A 22,691-nucleotide genomic window follows, 5' to 3' on the forward strand; every position below is an offset into this window, starting at 1 on the left:
CACGGTAAATATTATTGAAGTTGATCACATTATTTTTCTTCTACCGCCAGTATTCGTTCGTATAGCAAAAAAACCGTTTATGCCGGGACGAAAAATGAACAGGATAGCGTCGTACGGCCGAAGTCAATATTTCATGACCACACTCTGAGATTATTCTGCACATCTGTTGCTTACCACTCAGCCTTATCCGTACGCTCCCGACGTACGCCGTCGCAGATTGCATACCGCAAATTTAACGCTTAGTTAACAAAAAGGTCATTTACTCAACAAAAGCGGCTATCCCCGGTGCTGGCCACCGCTTAAAAACATCGCATAAGAATTATCTGTCATTATGGATAATTGCTTATCGCCCTACGGATAGCGCAAGGGATTTTTTAAGAGCTGGGAAATTTTCATTATTAAGAATATTCTCTGTTATTTGCGAGATATTAATTCTCAAAATTCATAAAAAATTAGAAAAAACGCCTAAGAGATCTATATTTATTGCAAACATCATAGCCTCTTGTTAGTATGACTATTAGTCAATATTTTTATTATAAAAATACCATTTATGATGCTTATTAACTTTTATTCTGTTCACCTGACCATACTTTTCCAACGGCAGTAGCAAATGTCTGACTTTATATATTGACATTTCGCACCTGTCCGCTAATTCCCGAGTAAGCAACCCCTCAGGTCCATGTTCTTTTAAAACATAAAGAATATACTCCTGCTCTGGTACAACGACCCCGGAGAATTTATTGATGCCCATTGAGCTCATCAATGAGCGCAAACTCTCAACTGCGGTTACAGAATTTTGATTTGAATGTGGGGTACAGGATGAAAATGAAATCTTCATGAGTCAGCTCCTTCTGTCATTCAGTACCCGGCAGTATGGATTGCCCCCACGAAAACGGCAACATTAGCTTTAAATTTCAACTTAAACAGTACATTTATCTGAAATTCACTTTTTTTTATGATAAAAACCCTGATATAAAGAGTGAATTTTTAATTCCGTGCGGAGATAAAAATGCGGTTCGATATAGAGGGATTTATTACATTTGATACTGAGGAAGCATCCCTGGTCAATCTGTTGACCGGTGATTGTATTGAACTCTCTGCGACTTCCACTCGCCTCCTAACCAATCTGTTACAATACCGAGGGGATATTATTTCTCGCGTTGATATTTTTCAGTCGGTGTTTGAAAAATATGGCGCCAGGCCCTCAAATAGCAATCTTAATCAATACATCTCAACGCTGCGGCGTAGTCTTGCCGATCTCGGCATTGAGAAAAATGTGATTATTACGGTACCGCGAATCGGCTTTAAGATTTCTGAGGAAGTCATTATCACCAGCGATAATGATTATTCATCCTCCTTCACTCTGCCGGTTCTTACCGCCGACCTTCCCCAGCGAAGTTTACTATGGCGGCACCGCAAAGCGGCCATTTTTTTTATCCTGCCGTTGATAGGTTTTCTGCTGCTTTTACCTTTTTTTATGTATAAAAAACAGCCTACTACGTTAGTTTTCACCCAGGATAAATGTACTATTTATGGCTCTGGCGCTCAGCGCGCGCGCGAAATCCTCAGCAATAAAAAGCTGTTCCCCTCTGGGCTTGATTGTTCGACGCCTAAGAAAATCTACCTTTTCAACCGACAATTAAATCAGCCACAAGGCTTAGGTATTTATATGGATATATTCATCCTCAAATGTGATATGAAGGACCAGCAGTGCCACAGTTACTACTATAAGGAAATAAAAAATGCGTAAATACGCTATAATATTCCTCGCCACTGCCCTGACGCTGGTAGTCGCTGCGTTCCTCTATATAGATATCCGCAGCCATGACACCTTTTCCTGTAAATCACAGTACGACCTCACAGAGGATATAAATGAGAATATTCTCCGCTCACAGGGTTTGCTATCCGCTCAGCTTGCTAATAACCGTCTTTTAATCAGTCTTGAGGGACTGCTCACCAGCAATGGCGATAAATACATTGTCTCCCGCACCATTGCTATCACATTAAAAAGAACCACTGCGACCAGTCATCTCTTTTATATCATTGATTCGCAAATCACTCGCCATCACGCTGACAATACGCCTGAAAATATCGCCCGGCAAAATCTCTTTGGCAACCAAAGTAATGATCGAATCATCTATATCAATCACGTTAATGATGATACTATTTTATTCGGTAATCAAACGTTCCCACAATATGGTTGCCAGCGTCAGAATACAATCATTGATTGAGATTCATCTCATTAATTTTAATTATGCTGATATCATGACGATACATTTACTACCGACCTTAGGCAGCATCGCGAATATCATTGATATGATTAACCCCCGGCTCAATCTGCACCATGTCAGAACGGCGTTTATCGCATCGCATCTGGCTAAGTTAGTCGATTTTTCTGCGGCCCAGCGGCGTAAAACCATTCTGGCGGCGCTCATCCATGATGTCGGAGGATTAAATGAAAAATCGCGTCTTGAACCGCTTAACTATATTGATAACGAACACAACCATCATGCGCTCATCGGCAGCGAATTACTTAGCCGCATTCCGCTGTTTCGTCCGCTCAACAAAATCGTTCGCTATCACCATACCCACTGGCGCAACGGTCTCGGGCATTATAGTGAAGGCGAGCGGGTGCCCGAAGAGAGCCATTTGTTATTCTTTGCGGACCGACTGGATGTTCTGTATTGCCAGCACCGTACCGAACATATCCCATTATTAAGCAAAAAGCTGGTCGACATCGCCGCCGCCGGCGCCCCCATTCTCTATAAGCAAGAGTATATTCAGGCCTTCCGAATCCTCTCCGCCGATGACCATTTCTGGTCGGTCATGGCGTCCACCGACTATCGCGATTACATTAAAGCGATCTCCGGCGTGCATAACGACACACTCTCTTTGCACAACCTTCGCGACATTGCCGAGCTGGTCTCTTTTATTATCGATCAGTTCAGCCAGCAGACGCCTTGGCACTCCGCGGCCGTCGGCCATATTGCCGGTTATCTGGCAACAAAAATGGAGATGAGCGCCACGCAAGCGCTAAAAGTAGAGATTGGCGGATTACTGCATAATATTTCCTGTCTGGATCACAGCCCGCCGCCAAAGCGCGTGGGTTTATCGGATAAAGCCCAGCGTTATTTTTATCCCATTGAAGGTATTGATGATATTTCTGAGTGGCTGGCCATGCAAAATGATCCCGCGTCGGCGCAATGGCATAATAAAACTCTGCAACCGGAAGCCATGCTTATCGCGGTAAGCCGACGGGTGGTCCATGCGCTCAATGGGCCAAAAGCGGAAGAGAAATCGCTGGCGCAGTTAATTAAAAATAATCCGGGAGAGGAAATTCCCCCGTTGATGCTGGCCCTGATTGCGCAATATTCTTCACAGATTATTCAGATCCACCGTGCTACCGCGGGCGAAATAAAAAAGTTAGTGAATCGCATTGCGCAACTCACTCACTCTGTTTAAAGGCTAACCCGGCCTGATCGCACGACTCAGGCGCTCAATCCGCCGTCCAGAACCAGGGTTTGCCCGGTCATATATTGACTCCCCTCACCGATTAAAAACGCCACCGCCTGCAGCACATCGTGGGTTTCGCCCAACCTGCGCAGCGGTATCGCCTGGCGCATCTCTTTTAATTTTTGCGCGGGTATCTCTTCGAGCATTTCGGTGCGAATCAGGCCCGGCGCCAGGCAGTTGACGCGAATGCCGAAGCGTCCAACCTCCAGCGCCAGCGAGCGCGCTATGCCGCTCATCGCCGCTTTACTCGCGGCATACGCCGTCTGGCCGACGTTGCCCTTTACCGCGCTGACCGACGACATCATCACGATGGAGCCGCGCCGCTGCATCAGCATCGCCGGCAGCAGCACCCGGTTCCAGTTAAGCATTGAGATCACATTGGTGTCCAAAACCTCGCGCCAGAGCGCGGCGTTCTGGCGAATATGCAGGCCGTCGCGAGCGATCCCGGCATTGTGGATAATCGCTTCCGGCGCCCCCCGCTCGGCCAGCAGCGTCTGCGCAAGCTGCGCCACCCGCGATTCGTCGTTGCCGTCGCAGGCGTATCCCCGCACCCGGTGGCTTGAATTTTCACACTCCGCCAGGGTGGCGTTCATCGCCTCCTCATCGCGTCCGGTAAATACCACGTTCCAGCTTTGCGCCAGACCTGTGACCAGCGCCCGACCGATGCCGCGGCTGCCTCCGGTAATCAGTATCCATTTTTGTGCCATATTAGCTGCCTGACTCTTTACTGATGTGCTGGCAGAGTTCGCCAAGAGTTATCCCTGGATTGTGAATAAACCAGTCCGCTTCCAGGGTAATGTTGAATTCACGCTTTGCCAGCACCATCAGTTCGACGTAGTCGAGGCTATCCAACTTCAGCCGAACCAGCGGCGTATTCTCCTCCACCTCATCGGGCTCAAGGTCTTTCGCGTCGCAAATCATTTCACATACTTTTTGCAGAACATCATCATAGGCAATCATAAATTATCCTTAATTATCAATTGGTCATTGGGCCAACTTTGAGCGTGACCACATTGGTCATTATCAGGTTATCCAGCTGCGCCGCCGCCGCGATGCGCACCAGCGCGCCCTGCTCAACCTGGCCGACCACCAGCGAGGGCAGCAGCCAGAGCGATAGCGATTCGGGCCAGATCGGCGTCGCTTTGCCCGCGAGATGAACATCAAACACCACCTCCTGGTGGGTTTGCAGCACCGGATAGCGGGTAAAAATTTGCTGCAACGAGGTTTCCCCCGCTCCGAGCAGAGTCACGATATTCGCCTGGCGCAGCAGCGCGGGATCGCTAATAAGCTGGCGGAACAGCAGCGCGTCAAGAAACTGCCACTGCGCCAGGTCGGGCCAGGCGCTATTGAAATGGGATTGCAGCGCAAGCAGCGTCTTTGGTGCAAGTTCGCTGGGCTGTTTTCCCGTTAGCGATTCCGGCCCGGCGGCGAGGCTCATCTGGCATGACAAACAGACTTCATCATCCTGAGAGCTGCTGACCGACGCGGCGGACAAGACGCGATTTTTCGCGGCGCCGGGAGTGAGCAGCCAGTCGCTATCGCACCATAGCGGCCTGCGCAGGCGAACCACGCATTTCAGGTAGCGTTCAGAACCGGTGAGCGGGTTCGTCAGCCGCGACTGGACGTCGCGCTTCACGTCGAGCAGCGCGCGCATCCCGTGGACGCTCAGCCGGCCGTCGCCCATCGCGCGCGCTGCCGCGAGGTCGAAGTGAATGGGGTTATCGTCGCCGGAAAACGCCGCCCACTGCCGGGCGTCCGCAAGGGTATAGCGCAGCCGCTTCACCCGTGCTTCTCCAGTACCAGCGCGGCGTTCGCGCCGCCGAAACCAAAACTCAGATTTAGCGCCCGGCGGATCTCTCCCTGACGATGCCCTTCGGCGATATAGTCGAGATCGCACTGCGGGTCTGGCTGCGTCAGATGCGCCGTCGCCGGCATGATCCCCGCCGCCATCGCCTGCAGGCAAACAATGGTCTCGAAGCTCCCCGCGGCGGCGATCAGATGCCCGGAGTAGGCTTTGGTGCTGGAGACCGGGATGCGATACGCCTCGTCGCCCAGCGCCTTTTTCAGCGACCGCGTTTCGTTAATATCGTTGAGCGGCGTGGAGGTACCGTGGGCGTTGATATAGTCGAGGTCGGCGGGCTGGAGATCCGCGGCGCGCAGCGCCCAGCGGATAGTTTGCTCGCGGGCCACGCAGTCTTCGGCCGGGGAGGTAAAATCCACCGCGTCGGAAAAATTGGCGTAGCCGGTGACCTCCGCGAGGATTGTCGCGCCCCGCGCCAGGGCGCTCTCGCGCTCTTCCAGACACAGCACCGCTCCGCCCTCTGAAAGTACAAATCCGCTGCGCTGCAGGCTGAACGGGCAGCTGGCCCGCTCCGGCGATGACGTTTCCCGGCTCAGCGCGCCAAGCACATCGATATTCCAGATAGCGCAAACGCTGTTTAACGACTCCCCGGCGCCGGCGAGCATCATGCTGGCGCGGCCAAAGCGAATCGCATCATAGGCCTCGCCAATGGCGATAGTGCCGGTGGCGCAGGCGGCGACCGGAGTGTTCTGGTAGCCGCGCAGATTCCACAGCTGGCTACAGGCCGCGGTGGTCACGTTCGGCATCGAAAAGAAGCAGCTGAAGGGCGAAGAGACGCCCGTTTTCTCAAACTCCGGTACCGCCAGATAGCTTTCATCCAACCCTGCCCAACCGGAGCCGATGATGGCGCCACACCTCAGCGGGTCATGAGAATCGGTGGGTGGTTCGCCAGCAAAGGCCATCGCCACCGCCTCCCGCGCGGCGGCCAGCGCCAGGCGAGCGTGACGCGGCAGACGCCGACGAATGGCGGCGGGAACCCCCTTGAGGCTGGGTTCATTCTCCACCTGACCGATAAAATGGGTGTGGATGCCGTTAGCGGAGAGATCCACATAGCGGTAACCGCGTCGATAATCCATAATCGCCTGCCAGCTTTCGGCAGCGCTATCGCCAAGGGGAGTCACCGCGCCATAGCCGGTTATCACCACGCGATAAGGGGGTTTACTGTGACTCATTCTGGGAAGTCCTCTGTTGCGGGTTATTGCCTCCCTGCGCCAGCCAAAGCTGCAAAGTGGCATAAAGATAGTCGTACTGGTTCTGCGCCAGGCTGTTCTGTACGTCGAGCAGCGCGTCCTGCGCGTTCAGCAGGGTCTGGTAGTCCACCGCGCCCGCCTGATAGCGGCTTTCGGTGAGCGCCAGGCGCTGCTCGCCCAGCAGCAGCGATTGCAGCAGGCGTTCGCGCTGCTCATCGGCGTTAAGCCGCTTCTCCATCGCGTTGTCCACCTCCGACAGCGCGGTATAGGCGGTGCGGCGAAAGTTAACCGCCTCCTGCTGCACCTTCACGCTGGCCTGTTCCACGGTGAGCTGTACCGTGTTCCACTGGATAAAGGGCGCGGAAACGCTGCTGCCCACGGTGCGCAGCGGGTCGTTAAACCACTGGTGAAAGAGCTGGCTCCCGGCGCTCAGCGTTCCCTGCAGCGACAGCGTGGGATAGAAGCTCAGCCGCGCCGCATCGGAACCCGCCAGCGCCGCGCGCAGCCGCGATTCCGCCGCCTGCAGGTCCGGCCGGCTGGCGAGCGCGGCCAGCGGCGTGGCGCTGGCAATGGCGATATGCTGACGCACATCCAGCGCGGCAGATTCATCGGTGTGCTGAGCTGGCGGTCTGTTGAGCAGCAGCGCCAGCGCGTTGCGGGAGATAGCCCGCTGCTGCTTGAGGCTCAGCAGCTGATTCTGACGGCTGATGACCGTCTGCCGCGCCTGCAGCACATCGAGCAGGCCCACTTTCCCCGCTCGCTGCCAGGACTCAATCTGCGCCAGCGTCTGCCTGGCGATATCGAGACTCGTTGCCTGGTAAGCCATTTGCTGATTCAACAGCGCAATGTTCCAGTAGAGCTGCGCGGTGGTATCAATCGTCGACAGGATCGTCGCCCGGTAATCCTGTTCGCTGGCTACCGCCTCCCATTCGCTCTGTTCGCGGATCCGCGCCAGCTTGCCCCACAGATCCAGCTCATAGCTCAGGGACAGTGAGGCGCTGTAGCTCTCCTGCGACCCGCCGCTGTTTAGCGGTTTTGAGTTATTGCCGGTGCCGCTCAGGGTCGCGTCGGGGCTGATATTGGTCTGGGTTAATCCGGCGGCAAGGCGCGCCTGTTTAAGCGTTAAGGCGGCAGCGGCCAGATCGTTGTTGCTTTCCAGCACCTGTCCCACCACCCGCGACAGGCGTTGGTCGCCGAAACGATCCCACCAGCGCGGCGCGTTCTCCGGCGCGAGCGCGTTGCTTTGCCCCTCCATTCGCTGCCAGCTTTCCGGCACCGACAGCAGCGGGCGCTGATAGTCGCTGCGGGTCAAATTGCCGCAGCCCGTTAGCAAGACAATGAACGGTAATAAAGTCAGCGGTCTCATTCGCGGGCCAGCGCCTCCGTCGGGTTTAGCCGCGCCGCACGACGCGCCGGGAAATAGCCAAACGTCAGGCCAATCAGGGCGGAAAAGCCGCAGGCCATCGCTACCGGCAGCCAGGTGAAGACCATAGAAAACTCCTGCGTCAGCAGGGCGAACAGGTTACCGGCGGCCCAGGATCCTAAAACGCCCGTTAGTCCGCCGAGGGCGCAGATCATCACCGCCTCAATTAAGAACTGATGCATGATGTCCGAGGGGCGCGCGCCGACCGAAAGCCGGATGCCAATCTCATGGGTACGTTCGGTTACCGAAACCAGCATGATGTTCATCACCCCGACGCCGCCGACCAGCAATGAAATAGCGGCAATCGCGGTGATCAGCAGCGACATGGAGTCGGAGGTTTTTTGCAGCGCTTTGGCCAGCTGCTCATCGGTCTGGACAAAGAAATCTTTTTTGCCGTGCTCGCGGATAAGGTGCCTTTCCGCACGGCGCGCCGCGTCCTGCGGCGACAGCGTTTCCTGAAAGCGCAGCGTCAGCGCCTCCAGCGGCTTATCGCCGGAAATCCGCTGCAGTAGCGAGGTATAGGGGATCCACGCCGACATAAATCCGCTGACCACCTTCGGTCCGGGCTTGCTGGCAATGCCGATTACCCGCCACGGCGCGCCGGCGATTTGCACAATTTTGCCTAGCGGATCTTCATTGCCGGGAAACAGCGTCTCCCTGCTGGTTTCATCCAGTACCAGCACCGGTTCGCGATCCTCGACATCGCGGTGGGTAAAACCGTTGCCCTGAATAAAACGCATCCCCTGCAGTGAGAAGTACTCAGCGGAAACGCCGGAGAGAATTATCGAGGAATCAAAGCCCTGACGTACCGCGGTGGTCATGCTGGAAACAATCGGCGATACCCCCTGTACCCAAGGCTGCCTGCCGAGGCTGGCGATATCATCCAGCGACAGCGCCCGCTCCATATCCGGACGCTTGCTGCCCCAGCCGGTACCCGGGCGGATTTCCAACGTGGTATTACCGAGCTTACCAATCTCGTTCATGATGCTCTGCCGGGCGCCTTCCCCCACCGCCATTGAAGAAACCACGGACGAGATACCGATGATGATCCCCAGCATCGACAGAAAGGCGCGCATCCGATGTCCCAGCAGTGAGCGCCAGGCCATGCGCACCGACTCGCCGATACTGCGCGATAGCGAAGCCCGGCCGTTATCCTGTACCGCGGGCAGCCGCTGGACGTCACGATTATCCCGCGCGCTATAGGCGTGGTCGGCGACTACCTGCCCATCGCTGATCTCGACGATCCGCTGCGCCTGCTGCGCCACCTCGCGATCGTGGGTCACGATGATCACCGTGTGCCCGTCGGCGTTCAGCTGGTGCAGAACGTCCGTCAGCGCCCGGCCGCTGACGCTATCCAGCGCTCCGGTGGGTTCATCGGCGAGAATAATTTGCGCGCCGTTGATCAGCGCTCGACAGACGCTGACCCGCTGCTGCTGGCCGCCGGAAAGCTGCGCGGGTTTATGCTGTAAGCGCCCATCAATGCCCAACTTTTCTGCCAGCAGCGCAATGCGCGCCTGGCGTTCAGCGGCGGGCATCGCGGTATAGAGCGCGGGGATGGCAATATTCTCTTCCGCGGTCAAATAAGGCATCAGGTGGTAGCGCTGAAAAATAAACCCCAGCCAGCGGCTGCGTAGCTCCGCCAGCGACGCGCTATCGGCCTGGTGAATGGCGATGTCGTTGATATACACCTCGCCGCTGCTGGGCTTATCCAGACAGCCGATAATGTTCATCAGCGTCGATTTACCCGAGCCGGAAGCGCCCATAATCGCCACCATCTCGCCGGGCATAATGGTCAGGGAGACGGATTTCAGCACCGGAATAATCTGCGTCCCGGCGGTAAAATGACGCGTGACGTTGTGCAGCACGATCAGCGGCTCAGCCATCAGACAGACCCCGCGTCCTGGGGGATCACCACCCGCTCGCCGGGCCGCAATCCTTCCAGCACCTGCGCATACTGACGATCGTTAATCCCGATGCGGACGGTACGCTCCTCGCTGCCGCTCGCCGTTTGTACCATCACAATGTAACGCTCATCGCCGAGCGAACGTCCCAGCGCGGCGACCGGCACGCGCAGCACGTCTTTTACCTGCGCGATGCGGATAAACACCTGAGCGGTCATCGAGGTTTTCAGCAATCGCTGGCGGTTATCCACTTCAAAGGTGCCGTTATAGTAAATGGCGCTACTCTGCTGATTGCCGGCAGAAGCGCCGGCGTTTTGCTCTTCCAGCGCCTCCTGCGGCGCGGGCTGGACATAGCCAAGCTCCCCTTCGTAACGCGTCTGCGGATCGGCAATAACGTAAAACCACAGCGGCTGTCCCGGATGGATTTTCTGGATATCGGCTTCGGAAATGCGGGTCTGGACCTGCATTTTATCGAGATCGGCGAGCACCAGAATGGTCGGCGCGATTTGCGAGGAGACGATGGTTTGCCCTTCACGGGTGACGATGCCCAGCACTTCGCCATCCATGGGCGCGAGAATGCGGGTATAGCCGAGGTTGGCGTTGGCGGTCTGCACACTCATTTCCGCCTGCACTATCTGCGCCTCATTGACCGCTATCTGCTGAACCTGTGCGGCATACTGCGCCTGGGCCTGCTCAAGATCGCTGCTCACCCCTGAGCCATCGCGATTCATCGCCCGCTCGCGCGCCAACGCTTTGCGGTACTGCACCAGCGTGGCCTCGGAGGCCAGCTTTTGCGCTCTGGCGCTGGCCAGCTGCGCGGTGGCGTTGCGTAAGTCGGAAAGCTGCAGCGTCGGGTCGATTTCGGCGAGCAGCTGCCCTTTGCGCACCCGCTCGCCCTGACGTACGTATAGCTTGCGTAGCTGGCCGCTGACCTGCGCGCCGACGCTCACCTGGACGGCGGGTTTGATAATCCCGCTCGCCAGCACCACTTTTTCGATATCCCCCCGTTCGAGCGCAACGGCGTAGAGCGACTCGGCCTGGGCCGGAAGCGAGCGCTGATAAAAAACGGCGGCGATAGTGGCCAGGATCGCGACTAGCGCAAGTAGCCACGCTTTACGGCGGCGTAAAAATTGTCGCCTCATTGGCCCAGCGCTCCTTGGGCGATATCGCGCAGCTCGCCTTCATCCAGACGATATACCCGCGTGAAGTGATGCAGAATGGGCGCACTGTGGGTCACCACGATCAGCGTTTTGCCTTGTTCGCGACAGTGCTGGCACAGCGCGGCGATCACCGTTTCCGCGGTTTCGTCATCAAGATTGGCAGTCGGTTCATCGCAGAGCAAAATAGGCCGGTTACTGTAGAGCGCCCGCGCCAGCATCAGCCGCTGACGCTGGCCTAACGAGAGCGCCGAATGGCTCTCGCGGATCAGCGCTTCCATCCCTCCCGGCAGCGCCTGAACCACCGGCCCCAGCGCCATTTTATCGACCAACGCCTCTACTCGCCCACGATCGCTGTCGCTATACCACGGATCAAACAGGGTGATGTTTTGCAGCACCGAGGCGTTAAACAGGATGTCTTCCTGGCTCTGCAGCCACACCTGCGAGGCCAGCTGTCGGGCGGTCGCCTCTTCGCCGTCCAGCAGAATGCGCCCATGCTGTGCGGAAAAAAGCCCGGCCATCAGCCGTAGCAGGGTACTTTTTCCGGCGCCGGAATCGCCGACAATCGCCACCCGATCGCCGGGTTCCAGCCGGAGATCAACGTCATTCAGCACCGGGCTTTGCGGAGCATAATGAAAGCTCACCGCCTCAAACGCCAGCTGTGGAACCGCCTCCCCACGCAGCGGAGATAACTGAGGAGTCGCAGGTTCCTCACGGGTAAACAGGCCCTGCGCGCGGGTATCAATCACGTGCAGCTGCGATTTACGGATCACGGCATAGAATATCCGCGTGACGTAGGAGGTAAAAATCTGCCGTAAAAAGCTATAGGCAAAAAAGTCGCCCAGCGAGATAAGCTTTGCGCTCACCAGCGGCAGCACCACCAGCATAAAGACCACCATCTCGAGGCTGCCGGTGAGCTGATACAGACCTTCTTTTACCTGCTGGTAAACTTTCTGCCGCTGAAGGCAGGTGAAAAGGTCGTGTGACAAACGGGCAAACTGCGCTTTACGCTGCGTTTCCAGCCCGGCGGTTTTAATGGTTAATACCCCCTGAAGGGTTTCCATGAAAAAGTCATTCAGCGTCGCGCTTTTTAGCTGCAGCTGCTGCGTATACCAGCGGTCGCGGAAGATGGCCCAGACGCTAATCAGCCCCATCGCCACAATGCCCACGGCGGAAATCAGCGCCAGCACCGGTGAGATCCAGAACATAATGCCGATAGCGATAACGCAGATGATCCAGTCCGAGCGGAGGCCGTTATCCAGCTCGATTTTTTGCAGCATCCCGCCCTGCCAGGCGATAAAGCGGCTGAACACATCCCCCGGCGCGCGTTTTTCAAAAAAACGCAGCGGATTATTCAGCAAGCGGGAAAAACCGATATCGCTCTTCAGCAGCACAAAGCGGCGGATAAAACGCTCGCTAATGACCCTCACGCCCAGCGCCAACAGCGTGGAAATGACAAAAGCGAGGATGAACCACAAATAGGGAAACGACGTATTCTGAACGTCAGAGAAAGCCTGATTGATCGCCCGGCTGACCATCGTCGGCATTAAAAACAGCGTGAGCGACACCAGGAAGGTCAAGAGCATCAGTTTATAAATGCCCGGCACCGCCGCGGTCTCCTTCAGGCTCATCGCCCGCGGCATCTCCTGCTGTGCGCCGGTAATAACAGGCGCCTGCTGGTCAATAACGCCGGGAGACTCTTCAAGGATCAGCGCGTAGCCGCTAATCTCTTTTTTCAACGCCGAGAAAGGCAGCCACTGCTGGCCAATCGCCGGATTCATCACGCAGACGTAATCCCCTTTGCGCCAGGCCAGCAGGACATAGTGGCTGGCGCCGTAGTGCAGAATGGACGGAAACGGCAGCGCATGGAGTTCTTCGTGATCGAACAGCACCGGCGCGGTGGCGATGCCAATCTGTTGCAGAATAAGAGATAAGTCGCTTAACGAAGTCCCGTGATCGGATGCCGGGAAAATTTCCCGCAATGCCGGAAGAGAACACTGAATATTCTGGGTTTGCGCCAGCATCGCAATACAGGAAAGGCCACACTCATTGGTCTCTTCCTGGAAAACCATATCAGGGATAATCTTTTTCATTATTATGCGTCAGTGATTAATAAAGTAGAGCGAATGGCTATGCCATAAAAGCCAATCCTGCGGATAATCACGCAGGGTGTTTTCAATCATCGACGGCAGATTCGCCGCGACCTCTTTTGGCGTCAGTGGGGAATAGATTTTTATTTTGATCCCCTGCTGATAATAGAGGTGATAAAAAACCACCTTTGCCGAGACAATGCGGGAAAAACGCTGTACGCCGCTATGTAATTTCGCCGGGCGGTCAAATAGCCGACAGCTTATTTTCCCGGACTGCGCCTCATGGGTCTGCACGGTATAGTCGGCAGGAATATCGGGGAAAATAATCATATTTTCCCGCCCTTCCGAGACGTTGCTCATTAGCGCCATCAGCTCGCTGGCAAGCGACGTATTATCCTGATGGATGGAGCAATAAGAGAGCGCGACGCCGCCCATTTTGCGGCTGGCGACGGTATAGCTTTCCGCGCTGGAAGAGACCACCACGCTGGCTTTACCCGGCGTTACCCTGGCTCCAACCATCGCTGCAAGGATATCCGACACGCAGTGCAGCGGTGCGAGAACAACCGGCGTTCTCTGCGCCGCCAGCGGAGCGACTACGGCATCAAGCGCTCGCGTGCACGCCTGCATCTGGGCCAAAGTGGCCGGATGCTGTCCCCAGGTCGCACCCATCTCCAGCAGCTGGCGGCGCATGGCTATCCATGCGGCGTCAATTCGCCCATCGGCGCCCGTCAGGCAGCGGTAGTTTTGCGTCGCCACGGCGGTGCGTCCGCGATATTGTCGCCCCAACAGCCGCAGCCGGCACAACGCCCGAGCCGCCGCCAACAGCAGCGGCATAGGGGTAAAACGCATAATCCCACGCACCGCCTTTTGACCGTAGCCAGTAAACGGGCGACTGCGCCAGCTCAGCTGCGCGGACCATTTTCTTACGCTGAAGACGCTCCAGACAATCAGAAAGCGCGTCACGCTTACTCCTTGTCCTGAGTTAACAGCTGGCGCATATAGTCAGCAAATTCAGGAAACTGGCGATCTTTCGCCACCACGTATTTTTTATTCACAATAAATAGCGGCGTGGCGTTTATGTCATAGAGTTCGGTAATTTTCGCCATATATTCAAGGCGTTCAGTAACGACTTTGCTTTGGCGTACCTGATGGTATTTTTCGACATCAATATTGTTCTTTTTCAGCCAGCCGTTGAGCGCTTCATCGTCGGCTAAATTGATACCGCGGGTCATTACCGCGTTAAAAGCCTGGTCGCGCATCTGGCGCTCAAGCCCCATGACTTCGAGGGTGGCAAAAACCGGCGCATAAATTGCCAGACCGTTTCTTTCGGCGGTGATATGGATAACTTCAAAGGTACTCTCCGCAGGCAATGTGCCGGCGAATTTCTCGATATCTTCCTCGTTCGACGCGCAGTAGTGACAGCCGTAGGACATCACTTCAATAATGCTGCTGTCATGTTTTATTGGGCTACTGGCAACGATTGCGCTGTCAATTTCCCGCAGGGCCGAAGGCTCGCTGCTGTTCGATGCAAACGTATTAAATACAAAAACGTGATAGCACAGCACGGTAATCAGCGACGAAATTAACGCCACCAGAAACGTATAGCCAACAGCGGTAATAGGTTTTATCTTCATTTGATACCAGGCTCGCGAATATGGCGGAGAAATATATGGAGGGTTTCCCCTCCATATACCGCAGCAGAAATTACTGACGGATGCTATTCGGTACAACACACATACCATCGGACGCATCTTTCATGGTCACGGTTGAGTTGCCGTGCTTATCCGTACAGGTAGTCACTTGTTTACAGGTTGAAACACCGCCCACCACCACGGTCTCGTAAGAGCTGGTGCAAGTTTCCTTGCAAGTTCCGCCAATAATAGCTGATGCTTCAATCATACTTAATTTTTGCATTTGTTAGATCCTTAACTATTTATATTGAAATATGTTTTTCTTGCACTTACCTACTGGCTAAGTAACCTGCCAGTAATTCTTTTGATGTCATATTTATCCGCTGTTATACGCAGGGGGTAGCTACGATGCACTTGAAAATATTAAACAGCTCAACGTTGTTTTTAGCGTTTAGCTTTTTCATCAGGCCTCGTTTACAGCGGCTCAGGCGACGAACATCAATTTTTTGTTCAGAGGAAATTTGCGATAAAGATTTTCCTTTGAATATTTCTTCCATTAACCACCAGTCATCACTGGAGATACTATTATTAAAATCCCTGGCTAACCATTTCTGCCGGGTATAATTAATCAAAGAGCGACTGAAAAATATTTTTTTCGCTGGCATAGAATCAGCACCTTCGATGAACTTAAAAAAGTTATCCAGGGACTCATTCTTCAAAAGCCAGCTTGCTTCCGGGAGAAGTGAATGCAGCGCAAAGAATAACGAAATATTATTCTCGCCTAACAAAATCACTAGCTGCTGATTTTCCCGGCAGTAATACTCTTTAATGGTGTACAGCGCATTAAACCGCTCATCCGGCAAGCTGTCGACATCGCAGAGGATCCAGCGTAGTTCATCTTTCTGCTTAGGCAGACGCAGGGTGTTGATCAGTTCAGAGAAATGGTCGAGCCTTGTGAACGCGCAGTCGCCTTCATGCATGGCAAGATCGTCAACCACAGAACGTACGCCTTCCGCGAAAAAGATGTTTTTATCGTAGAGAAAGAAACGACGGCTCATTTATCATCATCCTTGATCTATTCTACTGGTAATTAAGGGTGTAATTCGCTGTTGCCTGGAAGGCGCCGGTTTCCAGGGTTTTGTTACTCAAGGCGTCCGGTTCGCCTTCAACAAAAGCTTTAAAATTTAACTGCATGTTGGCATCGGAAATAGCGACGGCGGTGGTTGGCGTATTGAGTAAAATCGCCGTGCCGTTGCTCTCTTCAAAACCAATGCCAATACCGCTGGCGGTTTGAGGCGCGACCGGCGTAATCGCCAGACGGTCGCTCATATTGGCATTTTCCGTCCCGCTAAAGGTCACGGTGACGGAATTAAAAACATCGGTGCTGCAATCCTGGAGTTCAATAACAAACGCTTTGGGCTGCGATTTTCCCTCCGCATAAAGCGTGCGGGTTGAAATCTGGCCAAAATCCACGGTGATGTTTTTTGACGAAGGCACAATACTGCAGCCATGGGCAACGACGGTTCCCTTGAAGTTTAAATCGCCGCCGATCAGTTCCCCGATGGCATGCGCCGGAGCAGCTGCGGGTAGCGAACCTATGAGTATCATTGATGCGATGAGTTGACGCATGCTGTCCCCTTACTGAAACTCAGCGACCACGGTGGCCGATGCCTGGAAATCCCCTTCGAGAACGTTGGTTCCGGCATTGGCAATTGGCGCGGCGGTCAAATTCCAGGTTCCCTGATTGTTATTAAAACCCGGCACGTCATAAAACTTATTCGCGGCGACTAAATTGCCGCCGGAATCTTTCAGGATAATGCCAAGATTGGAGCGGTCGACGGCGCCGGTGGTGCCTAAATAGTCGCTGTTAAAACTGGCGGTATTGGCCTGCTGAATTCCCAGGCGAATATTTAAATTTCCGGTGGCGAAACTCCCCCCTTCGCACTTCACCTGAATCGGCACAGACTGGCTGTAATTATTGCCGTTAAGCAGCGAGCCCGCGCTGGGGATGGTATTAAAATCAACGACGATCGGCGATCCTGAGTTAACAATACATTTATCCGGAACGGTAATGACCCCGGAATTAATCGAGACAATCGACATGGGAGTGCTGCCCATCCCTGCGCTGTAATTCCCAAGGCGACCATAAAGCTTGGCGATTTCAGTACCCAGCAGGTTAACGCCGTTGACAATCGGCTTGGTGATCATAAACGTTACCCGCCCCTGAGCGCCGGACTCAAAGTTGTTAAACTGGGTGGTTGGCGGTACGCATTTATTTTGGTAAGCCTGGTTTGACTCATTATTAAAAGGCACCGGAAGATATTCCATGCGCTGGCCACGGATATATATCTCAATTTTCACATCCATATAATCATTAAGTTTTAAATACCCCGGCGTGCTTCCCTGCTGCAGCAGCGAAGCGGTCGCAGAGTAATAAATCGCCTCGTTTTCCATAGGAATAGTGCAGCTGGCGATACCAGAATATTGTCCGCCCAATGAAAAGACATAAGGGATCGTCGCCCCAATGCTATTGTTGGTAATATCCTGATTGGCGACGTCAATATTGTACATTTTAGGTCCGCCAACCGGCGTAATTTCCCCTTCCACCGCCGCGCTGGCGTCGAGAGTGAATACGCCGCCGCAGAGTAATAGCGTGATACAAGATTTCCGCCCGATAACTCTCGTCGCCATCAGAGATACTCCATTTTTAAACGCAGCAGGCCGCTAAAGTTTCCTGCGGTCACGTTTCGCCCGGTCGATTCCAGCACGGCAATAAACGTCAGGCTGCTGTCGCCGGTTTTCACGATAAACGGCGGCTGCGTTTGATTAATATCCAGCGCCCGCTCTTTGACATCCAGCAGGCGAATACCGGCTCCTGAGATGCTGCCGGTCAGGCGCAACAGCTGGCGATTATGCTCATCCGACTCGCCGATGAAGGTGAGCTGAACCGCCTGCTCGCCGGTGGTATAGAGATGCTTGCTGCTGCCCGTCGTCCGTGAGGCGATGCTGTCGCGCGCCTGCGACGCGCCTTTCAGGCAATCCCTGAGTTCAACGCGAACCAGCACCGGCTGGCTACGGTCGCCCGCCTGGTGAAAACGCCGGGCGCTGATTTCGCCCATCTCAATAATCTGCAGGCGGCTTTGCGGGGCAAGCACGCAAGGCGAGGCATACACAGAGCCATTGAATATCACGTTACCGCCATCCTCCCCCTGATGATCCCGGTTATAGTGCTGCGGCTGTAGAGGAATATCAGCGTCGGCCAGCGCTGGCATACTGATACCGAATACAAACAGTGCTAATAGCGATAGGCGCGTTTTCATCATCAGGTTCCTCTTTAATTACCCTTGCTGCGATGGCGGCAGCGCTTTACAGGTGTTTCCTTCACAGCGGTATTTCAGCTCTGGATGTCCGCCATAATCATTCACGTACATCATCGCAAACTCTCTAACGCCGCCATCGGTCACGCTGAATTCCAGACTGGACTTCGGCGCAATCATAATTCCCGGGAACTTAGTGATTTTTTCACCCTTAACGCGGGACAGGCTAATAATGGTGATGTAGTAAGGCGTCGGGTTTTGCGCGGTCATCTTATTGCCGCTCTTTTGAAAGACGACCTGGTCCTGCCATATTTCGCTTTTGCTTTTGGGAATAATGGCGGTCGGGCGGAAAAATAATTTAATCCGCGACTGCATGGCCAGCTGCAGGACGTTCGCTTTATCTGGCTTAGGCGGAATTTCCCGCACGCTTAAATAAAACAGGCTTTCGCGGTCCTGCGGCAGCTGGTTGATACCATCTGTTTTTGTGACCCGCGCCACCCCTTTTTGCCCGCCGTTAATCCGCTGCAAAGGCGGTAAAACCACCAGCGGAGAGGTGATCTTGTTGCCCTTGCTGTCTTCCACCCACGATTGCGCCAGGAACGGAATATCCGGGCTGGTATTGGTTAGATTGGCGCTCGCCGAGCTATCTTTACCGGTGATGATAAGACGCGTGCGATCCAGCGAAACCCCCGCCTGCGCGGTACCGCTTACCGCCGCCAGCATCAGAATGCCCATCCAGCAGAGTTTGTTGCTTGTTATGCTCATTTTTGGCCTTTTATTACTGTCACTGTCATTTACACGGCAATAGCGCGGCTGTCGAACGACGCTCTATGGTCGGCGGGATGGCAATCTGACACTGCTTTTTCCCGCTCCACACTACGCTTAGCAGCTCATGAGGATTCACCCCTGCCAGCCATCCCTGCCCACCTTCCATAATCATCGATACGCTCACGCCATCGCCGTTGATAACCTCGGCGCCGAACGGCGGATAGGTACCGTCAGCCAGGCGGATAATGCCCATCATTTTTTCGCCCTGCGCCATGCCAAAGGTCTGATAACCAATAGCGCCTTCGGTCAGCGTGGCGGTGCTGATGGCTTTTGCCGGTTCAATGGATTCCGACATCGCATCAACGTCAACCCGGGTATCAAAGCTGTTGTAGCTCACGATGTCCGGAATAACGGCAATGCCGAAATTATTGGTTCTTGATTTACCGTCATTGAGCGGCACGTCGCCGATGCCGTTGGTGTTCACCATTACGCGCGCCGTATTGAGCGTCGCGCCGCTGTTGTGGATCGCCGCCCCGTGCCGGGTCGCGGTAAAGCCGCCGCGCAGGGTGCTGCTCAGAGAGAGATAGTGATCCTGCTGATAGCTGGCGTTGCTGTTGATTTCAGCGTACTGGGAGCGGCGCTGATAGTAGCCGTCGACGTTGGCATAGCCGCTCTGGCTCGCTCCGGCACGCAGACGCCACAGGTTGTTGTAGTCGCTGCTGTCGGTATAGGAGAGCATCGGGCTGGTTTTGCCGTTATTGGTCTGCACGTCGAGGCCGCTCCATTTACTATCGCCAACCGGAATGGAAAGCGAGAAAGCAATAGAGTCGTCTTTCCGCCCTTCGTAATCCGAACGGTAGGCCGAAATATTAGTGGTGATCCCGCGAATATTACCGACGTTAAACGAGCGCCCTAGCGAGATGCCGTAGCGATCCTGGCTGCTTCGGTTCCAGTAATTCTGATGGGTGTAGGTCAAAAATACCGTGGTCGCTTTACCTGGCTCATTGGCCCAGAACGTTTTATTGCCGGTGATGGTATAAACTTCTTTTTCACGCCCAAGGCTGTCGTAACCCTCATAGCGCTCGTTGAGATATTGCGAGAAAGAGCGGAAGTCCTCCTGCGAGAAGCGATATCCGGCGAAGGTAATGGAACTATTATATTCGTCGAACGTTTTCGCATAGCTCAGCTTAAACGAGGTCCCTTTAAGCCGCTTCTGGTTTGACTGCTGACTGTAGGATTCCGTAGCGTCCAGCGAGAGGGCGCCAAGTACGCTGAGATCGCGGCCAATACCGGCGGAGACCGCGGTATATTCGGCCCCTGCGCTTTGTAAACCGCCGTACAGCGACCAGGCGTTGGTGATCCCCCAGGAGAAATCGCCGGAAGCGAAACCGGGTCCCTGAATTTTATGGCTATAGCGGGACGGCGCGCCGATCGCCACGTTGTAGCGCACGTAGCCGGGACGCGTAAGATAAGGAATATTGGCGGTGTTAACCTGGAAAGTCGAAATTGAGCCATCCTGCTCTTCCACCTGCACATCCAGCGTACCGCGCACCGAGCTGCGTAAATCCTGAATATTAAACGGCCCGGCGGGCACCGTCGTTTCATAAATGATGCGTCCGCTCTGCTTCACCGTCACTTTGGCGTTGGTCTTGGCCAGACCGCGAATTTCCGGCGCATACCCCTGCAGGTTTGGCGGCAGCTGGCGCTCATCGCTGGCGAGATTAAGCCCGGTAAAGCGCACGGTGTCGAAGACCTGAGAATCAAGATAGATCTCCCCCGCCGTCAGCTTTGCCGCCATCATCGGCAGCGGGCGGTAGGCGTAGATCTGATTCATATCGAAATCAAATTGATGCGTCGCGCTGTAATAACTGGTCTGATATTCGCCGCGCAGGCGCCAGCCGCCGAGGTTGACCCCAGTCTGACCGTATCCGCTCAGGGTGCTGTAATCTTCATGCATATCCAGCTGGCGGGTATATTGCCCGGTCAGGCTATAGTCGAGCAAAAATCCGCCGATCCCCTGGTCCCAGCGCTCCGGCGGCGTCCAGTTCGGATCGTTGTATTTCATCCACGCCTGCGGGACGGTGATGTCCAGCACCCCGGCGTAGTTACTGAGGGTGGCGCCAGGAAGGCTCAGCAGGTCATAGCAGTCGGCAAACGGCTGTGCGACCTTTTGCTGCGCGTCCTCTTTCAAAGCCAATCTGGCAAGAATTTCGCCGTTAATGCAGGCCTGGGTATGCTTCTGATCTTTAGAAGCCAGATAGCGAACCTTTTGCTGCCCGACCGCCTGGCCATTTATTTTAATATCTAATAAGTACTCGCCCGGCGGGACATAGTTGTCGGTGGCGAAACGGGTTAAATCGATATTGTCGCGATCGGCCGCATCCAGTACGTCGGTATTAAATTCCACGTCGGTTGAGGCGTAAGCCATAGAGGTACAGCAGAAAAAAAGCATCTGAGAGAGGATTATTTTTATTTTTTGTTCTGCTGACATGACTATTCATCCCGAATCATTCAGTAAAATATCGTGCGCGACAAACAAGCTCCAACAGCAATCGCTGGCTTGTTTCTAGTTGTAATCCATAAAAAAACGAGTGACGGCGTAAAAATCCCCGGCCTTAATATGCTGCTGAACCGGCACCAGCGTAGCGGTAAATTTCAGCGTATTATTCTCATCACTCAGGAGATATCCCGATGAGGGTTCTCCAAACGTTAAAATTTCCCCATGGCGATCGCGAATCTGGATACCAAATCCCTTTCCTTCACCATCCGGAATTAATACTGTTGGGTCCTGCGATGAAGCATTGCCGGTAAACGTAATGGTGGCATAAGCCCCTGGCGTTGATTGATTTACGCTGCCGAAAGAGGTGCAGCCAATTAAGCGTACTAAAAAAGGCCGGATCAGCTTACCTTCTTGATCGCTATTAATATCGCGAGCGGAAATGTTACCGAAATCTACCCATAGCTCCCGCGAATTAGGGTCAATATCGCATGCGGCAGCCACTAGCTCCCCCGAAAGCGCCAGCTGGCCAGGCGTAAAACTAGTACTCGAAGCATGTCCGGAAAAGAGTAATCCCGATACCAATAACGCCATCAGTCTCTTTTTCTCTGTATCCTTAACCATACTCAGAATTCCATATTATCTGGCACCTACTCCAATATCGCGGGGAGAGATCTCTCCCCGCGAGCGATAATTCAAAATCGATTACTGATAATCGATGGTGAAATTGATCGTTGACTGGAATGCACCTGCGGTTACGGTAGTGGTAGAACCGCTCGCTGCCGCTTCCGCTTTCAGGAACGCCACGAAAGGAATGGTGTTAGTACCATCAACCAGGGTGACCGGAGTGGTCTGCGCGCCCCAGGTTACAGTCTGGCTAGCGCTGTCTTTCAGGCCGATACCTGCACCGGATGCAGTACCAGAAGTAAATGCAGCCAGAGTAGGATCGTTCGGGTTAACCGAAGTCGGGGTATAGGAAACAACGGCGCTGCTGGCAATAGTGGTATCGCAATACTGCAGCTCGATGTTTTTGGTTTCAGTTGCCTGACCACCGCCTTGCAGCAGGGAAACTGGAACCTGACCAAAATCAACGGTTACCGGGCTGGACGACGGAGCTAAACCACAAGCGGTATTCACCAGCTCACCCTGAAGCTCAATCTGGCCATTCGTGGTATCAGCCAGTGCAGACATTGAGCCGAGAGCAGCAGTTAATGCCACAGCCATAGCAACTTTATTCAGTTTCATAGAAAATTCCTGCGTTATAAATTTTTATCCTAAAAGAGTAAGGAGCTATAAAATTGCCGAAGTCTACTCACCCAACAATTTCCAGCCCTCCGCATCAC

General features: G+C 54.2%; 23 protein-coding genes. 3 read left to right on the plus strand and 20 right to left on the minus strand.

The genetic code is table 11. The features are described from left to right. Positions 1 to 517: 517 nt before the first annotated feature. A complete protein-coding gene (locus BWI76_RS22485; protein WP_004137390.1) occupies positions 518 to 838 on the minus strand; it encodes a FaeA/PapI family transcriptional regulator in 321 nt (106 codons plus the stop codon). 171 nt (positions 839 to 1,009) lie between these two features. Here BWI76_RS22485 and BWI76_RS22490 point away from each other — a divergent pair, with 171 nt between their 5' ends. From BWI76_RS22490 to BWI76_RS22500, 3 genes are read left to right on the plus strand one after another with little or no spacing between them, the layout of a single operon-like run. Beyond that, positions 1,010 to 1,750: a winged helix-turn-helix domain-containing protein gene (locus BWI76_RS22490; protein WP_004137388.1), complete on the plus strand. Its 741-nt coding sequence runs from the start codon at positions 1,010 to 1,012 to the stop codon at positions 1,748 to 1,750. Then, positions 1,743 to 2,231 carry a FidL-like protein gene (locus BWI76_RS22495; RefSeq protein ID WP_004137386.1) on the plus strand — a complete coding sequence of 163 codons (489 nt, stop codon included), beginning with the start codon at positions 1,743 to 1,745 and terminating at the stop codon, positions 2,229 to 2,231. Before BWI76_RS22490 ends, BWI76_RS22495 begins: the two co-directional genes overlap by 8 nt. Then, entirely contained in the window at positions 2,197 to 3,462 is a 1,266-nt protein-coding gene (locus BWI76_RS22500; protein ID WP_049088667.1) for an HD domain-containing protein, read from the plus strand. Before BWI76_RS22495 ends, BWI76_RS22500 begins: the two co-directional genes overlap by 35 nt. 26 nt (positions 3,463 to 3,488) lie before the next feature. Here the strand turns inward: BWI76_RS22500 and BWI76_RS22505 are convergent, their stop codons facing one another. The 19 genes from BWI76_RS22505 to BWI76_RS22595 all read right to left on the minus strand — a co-directional run bounded on the left by BWI76_RS22505 (position 3,489) and on the right by BWI76_RS22595 (position 22,593). Further along, complete coding sequence (locus BWI76_RS22505; protein WP_004137381.1) at positions 3,489 to 4,220, minus strand: SDR family NAD(P)-dependent oxidoreductase; 732 nt, start codon at positions 4,218 to 4,220, stop codon at positions 3,489 to 3,491. 1 nt (position 4,221) lies between these two features. Continuing rightward, positions 4,222 to 4,473, minus strand: a complete 252-nt coding sequence (locus tag BWI76_RS22510; RefSeq protein ID WP_004137379.1) for an acyl carrier protein — start codon at positions 4,471 to 4,473, stop codon at positions 4,222 to 4,224. A 16-nt stretch (positions 4,474 to 4,489) separates the two neighbouring features. Further along, entirely contained in the window at positions 4,490 to 5,296 is an 807-nt protein-coding gene (locus BWI76_RS22515; RefSeq protein WP_049099302.1) for a MaoC family dehydratase, read from the minus strand. Next, the gene (locus BWI76_RS22520) at positions 5,293 to 6,546 is read right to left on the minus strand and encodes a beta-ketoacyl-[acyl-carrier-protein] synthase family protein (protein ID WP_024358472.1); all 1,254 of its coding nucleotides are present in this window, start codon (positions 6,544 to 6,546) and stop codon (positions 5,293 to 5,295) included. Before BWI76_RS22520 ends, BWI76_RS22515 begins: the two co-directional genes overlap by 4 nt. Next, positions 6,533 to 7,930: a TolC family protein gene (locus BWI76_RS22525; RefSeq protein WP_004137376.1), complete on the minus strand. Its 1,398-nt coding sequence runs from the start codon at positions 7,928 to 7,930 to the stop codon at positions 6,533 to 6,535. The genes BWI76_RS22520 and BWI76_RS22525 overlap by 14 nt, the downstream gene beginning before the upstream one ends. Continuing rightward, positions 7,927 to 9,870, minus strand: coding sequence for an ABC transporter permease (locus BWI76_RS22530; protein WP_064371630.1), 1,944 nt, complete (start codon positions 9,868 to 9,870; stop codon positions 7,927 to 7,929). The genes BWI76_RS22525 and BWI76_RS22530 overlap by 4 nt, the downstream gene beginning before the upstream one ends. Further along, the gene (locus BWI76_RS22535) at positions 9,870 to 11,030 is read right to left on the minus strand and encodes an efflux RND transporter periplasmic adaptor subunit (protein WP_004137374.1); all 1,161 of its coding nucleotides are present in this window, start codon (positions 11,028 to 11,030) and stop codon (positions 9,870 to 9,872) included. Before BWI76_RS22535 ends, BWI76_RS22530 begins: the two co-directional genes overlap by 1 nt. Further along, positions 11,027 to 13,138, minus strand: coding sequence for a peptidase domain-containing ABC transporter (locus tag BWI76_RS22540; protein ID WP_004137372.1), 2,112 nt, complete (start codon positions 13,136 to 13,138; stop codon positions 11,027 to 11,029). The genes BWI76_RS22535 and BWI76_RS22540 overlap by 4 nt, the downstream gene beginning before the upstream one ends. A 9-nt stretch (positions 13,139 to 13,147) precedes the next feature. Continuing rightward, on the minus strand, positions 13,148 to 14,098 hold the full coding sequence (locus BWI76_RS22545) for a hypothetical protein (RefSeq protein WP_004137370.1): 951 nt from the start codon (positions 14,096 to 14,098) through the stop codon (positions 13,148 to 13,150). Between the two features lie 2 nt (positions 14,099 to 14,100). Then, positions 14,101 to 14,769 (minus strand): DsbA family protein, encoded by a 669-nt coding sequence (locus tag BWI76_RS22550; RefSeq protein ID WP_004137368.1) that lies wholly within the window; start codon positions 14,767 to 14,769, stop codon positions 14,101 to 14,103. Between the two features lie 70 nt (positions 14,770 to 14,839). Continuing rightward, positions 14,840 to 15,049, minus strand: coding sequence for a DUF4762 family protein (locus BWI76_RS22555; RefSeq protein WP_004137367.1), 210 nt, complete (start codon positions 15,047 to 15,049; stop codon positions 14,840 to 14,842). A 103-nt stretch (positions 15,050 to 15,152) separates the two neighbouring features. Further along, positions 15,153 to 15,824: a hypothetical protein gene (locus tag BWI76_RS22560; protein ID WP_004137366.1), complete on the minus strand. Its 672-nt coding sequence runs from the start codon at positions 15,822 to 15,824 to the stop codon at positions 15,153 to 15,155. A gap of 22 nt (positions 15,825 to 15,846) precedes the next feature. Then, the gene (locus BWI76_RS22565) at positions 15,847 to 16,395 is read right to left on the minus strand and encodes a fimbrial protein (RefSeq protein ID WP_049088659.1); all 549 of its coding nucleotides are present in this window, start codon (positions 16,393 to 16,395) and stop codon (positions 15,847 to 15,849) included. A gap of 9 nt (positions 16,396 to 16,404) precedes the next feature. Next, the gene (locus BWI76_RS22570; protein ID WP_004137364.1) at positions 16,405 to 17,457 is read right to left on the minus strand and encodes a fimbrial protein; all 1,053 of its coding nucleotides are present in this window, start codon (positions 17,455 to 17,457) and stop codon (positions 16,405 to 16,407) included. Further along, positions 17,457 to 18,086: a fimbrial protein gene (locus tag BWI76_RS22575; protein ID WP_004137363.1), complete on the minus strand. Its 630-nt coding sequence runs from the start codon at positions 18,084 to 18,086 to the stop codon at positions 17,457 to 17,459. Before BWI76_RS22575 ends, BWI76_RS22570 begins: the two co-directional genes overlap by 1 nt. An 18-nt stretch (positions 18,087 to 18,104) precedes the next feature. Further along, a complete protein-coding gene (locus BWI76_RS22580; RefSeq protein WP_024358482.1) occupies positions 18,105 to 18,848 on the minus strand; it encodes a molecular chaperone in 744 nt (247 codons plus the stop codon). 25 nt (positions 18,849 to 18,873) lie between these two features. Continuing rightward, positions 18,874 to 21,342, minus strand: a complete 2,469-nt coding sequence (locus BWI76_RS22585) for a fimbria/pilus outer membrane usher protein (RefSeq protein WP_004137362.1) — start codon at positions 21,340 to 21,342, stop codon at positions 18,874 to 18,876. Positions 21,343 to 21,417: 75 nt separating this feature from the next. After that, on the minus strand, positions 21,418 to 21,972 hold the full coding sequence (locus tag BWI76_RS22590; RefSeq protein ID WP_024358484.1) for a fimbrial protein: 555 nt from the start codon (positions 21,970 to 21,972) through the stop codon (positions 21,418 to 21,420). Between the two features lie 81 nt (positions 21,973 to 22,053). Then, entirely contained in the window at positions 22,054 to 22,593 is a 540-nt protein-coding gene (locus BWI76_RS22595; protein WP_004124241.1) for a fimbrial protein, read from the minus strand. Positions 22,594 to 22,691: the final 98 nt, after the last annotated feature.

The sequence above is a fragment of the Klebsiella sp. M5al genome (genome assembly GCF_002090195.1).
Taxonomy (GTDB): Bacteria; Pseudomonadota; Gammaproteobacteria; order Enterobacterales; family Enterobacteriaceae; genus Klebsiella; species Klebsiella grimontii.

Bases quoted from the DNA above. Each gene is read 5' to 3' on its own strand.
- BWI76_RS22485 (WP_004137390.1), bottom strand. From the start codon at position 838: ATGAAGATTTCATTTTCATCCTGTACCCCACATTCAAATCAAAATTCT.
- BWI76_RS22490 (WP_004137388.1), top strand. From the start codon at position 1,010: ATGCGGTTCGATATAGAGGGATTTATTACATTTGATACTGAGGAAGCA.
- BWI76_RS22495 (WP_004137386.1), top strand. From the start codon at position 1,743: ATGCGTAAATACGCTATAATATTCCTCGCCACTGCCCTGACGCTGGTA.
- BWI76_RS22500 (WP_049088667.1), top strand. From the start codon at position 2,197: ATGGTTGCCAGCGTCAGAATACAATCATTGATTGAGATTCATCTCATT.
- BWI76_RS22505 (WP_004137381.1), bottom strand. From the start codon at position 4,220: ATGGCACAAAAATGGATACTGATTACCGGAGGCAGCCGCGGCATCGGT.
- BWI76_RS22510 (WP_004137379.1), bottom strand. From the start codon at position 4,473: ATGATTGCCTATGATGATGTTCTGCAAAAAGTATGTGAAATGATTTGC.
- BWI76_RS22520 (WP_024358472.1), bottom strand. From the start codon at position 6,546: ATGAGTCACAGTAAACCCCCTTATCGCGTGGTGATAACCGGCTATGGC.
- BWI76_RS22525 (WP_004137376.1), bottom strand. From the start codon at position 7,930: ATGAGACCGCTGACTTTATTACCGTTCATTGTCTTGCTAACGGGCTGC.
- BWI76_RS22530 (WP_064371630.1), bottom strand. From the start codon at position 9,870: ATGGCTGAGCCGCTGATCGTGCTGCACAACGTCACGCGTCATTTTACC.
- BWI76_RS22535 (WP_004137374.1), bottom strand. From the start codon at position 11,030: ATGAGGCGACAATTTTTACGCCGCCGTAAAGCGTGGCTACTTGCGCTA.
- BWI76_RS22540 (WP_004137372.1), bottom strand. From the start codon at position 13,138: ATGAAAAAGATTATCCCTGATATGGTTTTCCAGGAAGAGACCAATGAG.
- BWI76_RS22550 (WP_004137368.1), bottom strand. From the start codon at position 14,769: ATGAAGATAAAACCTATTACCGCTGTTGGCTATACGTTTCTGGTGGCG.
- BWI76_RS22555 (WP_004137367.1), bottom strand. From the start codon at position 15,049: ATGCAAAAATTAAGTATGATTGAAGCATCAGCTATTATTGGCGGAACT.
- BWI76_RS22560 (WP_004137366.1), bottom strand. From the start codon at position 15,824: ATGAGCCGTCGTTTCTTTCTCTACGATAAAAACATCTTTTTCGCGGAA.
- BWI76_RS22565 (WP_049088659.1), bottom strand. From the start codon at position 16,395: ATGCGTCAACTCATCGCATCAATGATACTCATAGGTTCGCTACCCGCA.
- BWI76_RS22570 (WP_004137364.1), bottom strand. From the start codon at position 17,457: ATGGCGACGAGAGTTATCGGGCGGAAATCTTGTATCACGCTATTACTC.
- BWI76_RS22575 (WP_004137363.1), bottom strand. From the start codon at position 18,086: ATGAAAACGCGCCTATCGCTATTAGCACTGTTTGTATTCGGTATCAGT.
- BWI76_RS22580 (WP_024358482.1), bottom strand. From the start codon at position 18,848: ATGAGCATAACAAGCAACAAACTCTGCTGGATGGGCATTCTGATGCTG.
- BWI76_RS22585 (WP_004137362.1), bottom strand. From the start codon at position 21,342: ATGTCAGCAGAACAAAAAATAAAAATAATCCTCTCTCAGATGCTTTTT.
- BWI76_RS22590 (WP_024358484.1), bottom strand. From the start codon at position 21,972: ATGGTTAAGGATACAGAGAAAAAGAGACTGATGGCGTTATTGGTATCG.
- BWI76_RS22595 (WP_004124241.1), bottom strand. From the start codon at position 22,593: ATGAAACTGAATAAAGTTGCTATGGCTGTGGCATTAACTGCTGCTCTC.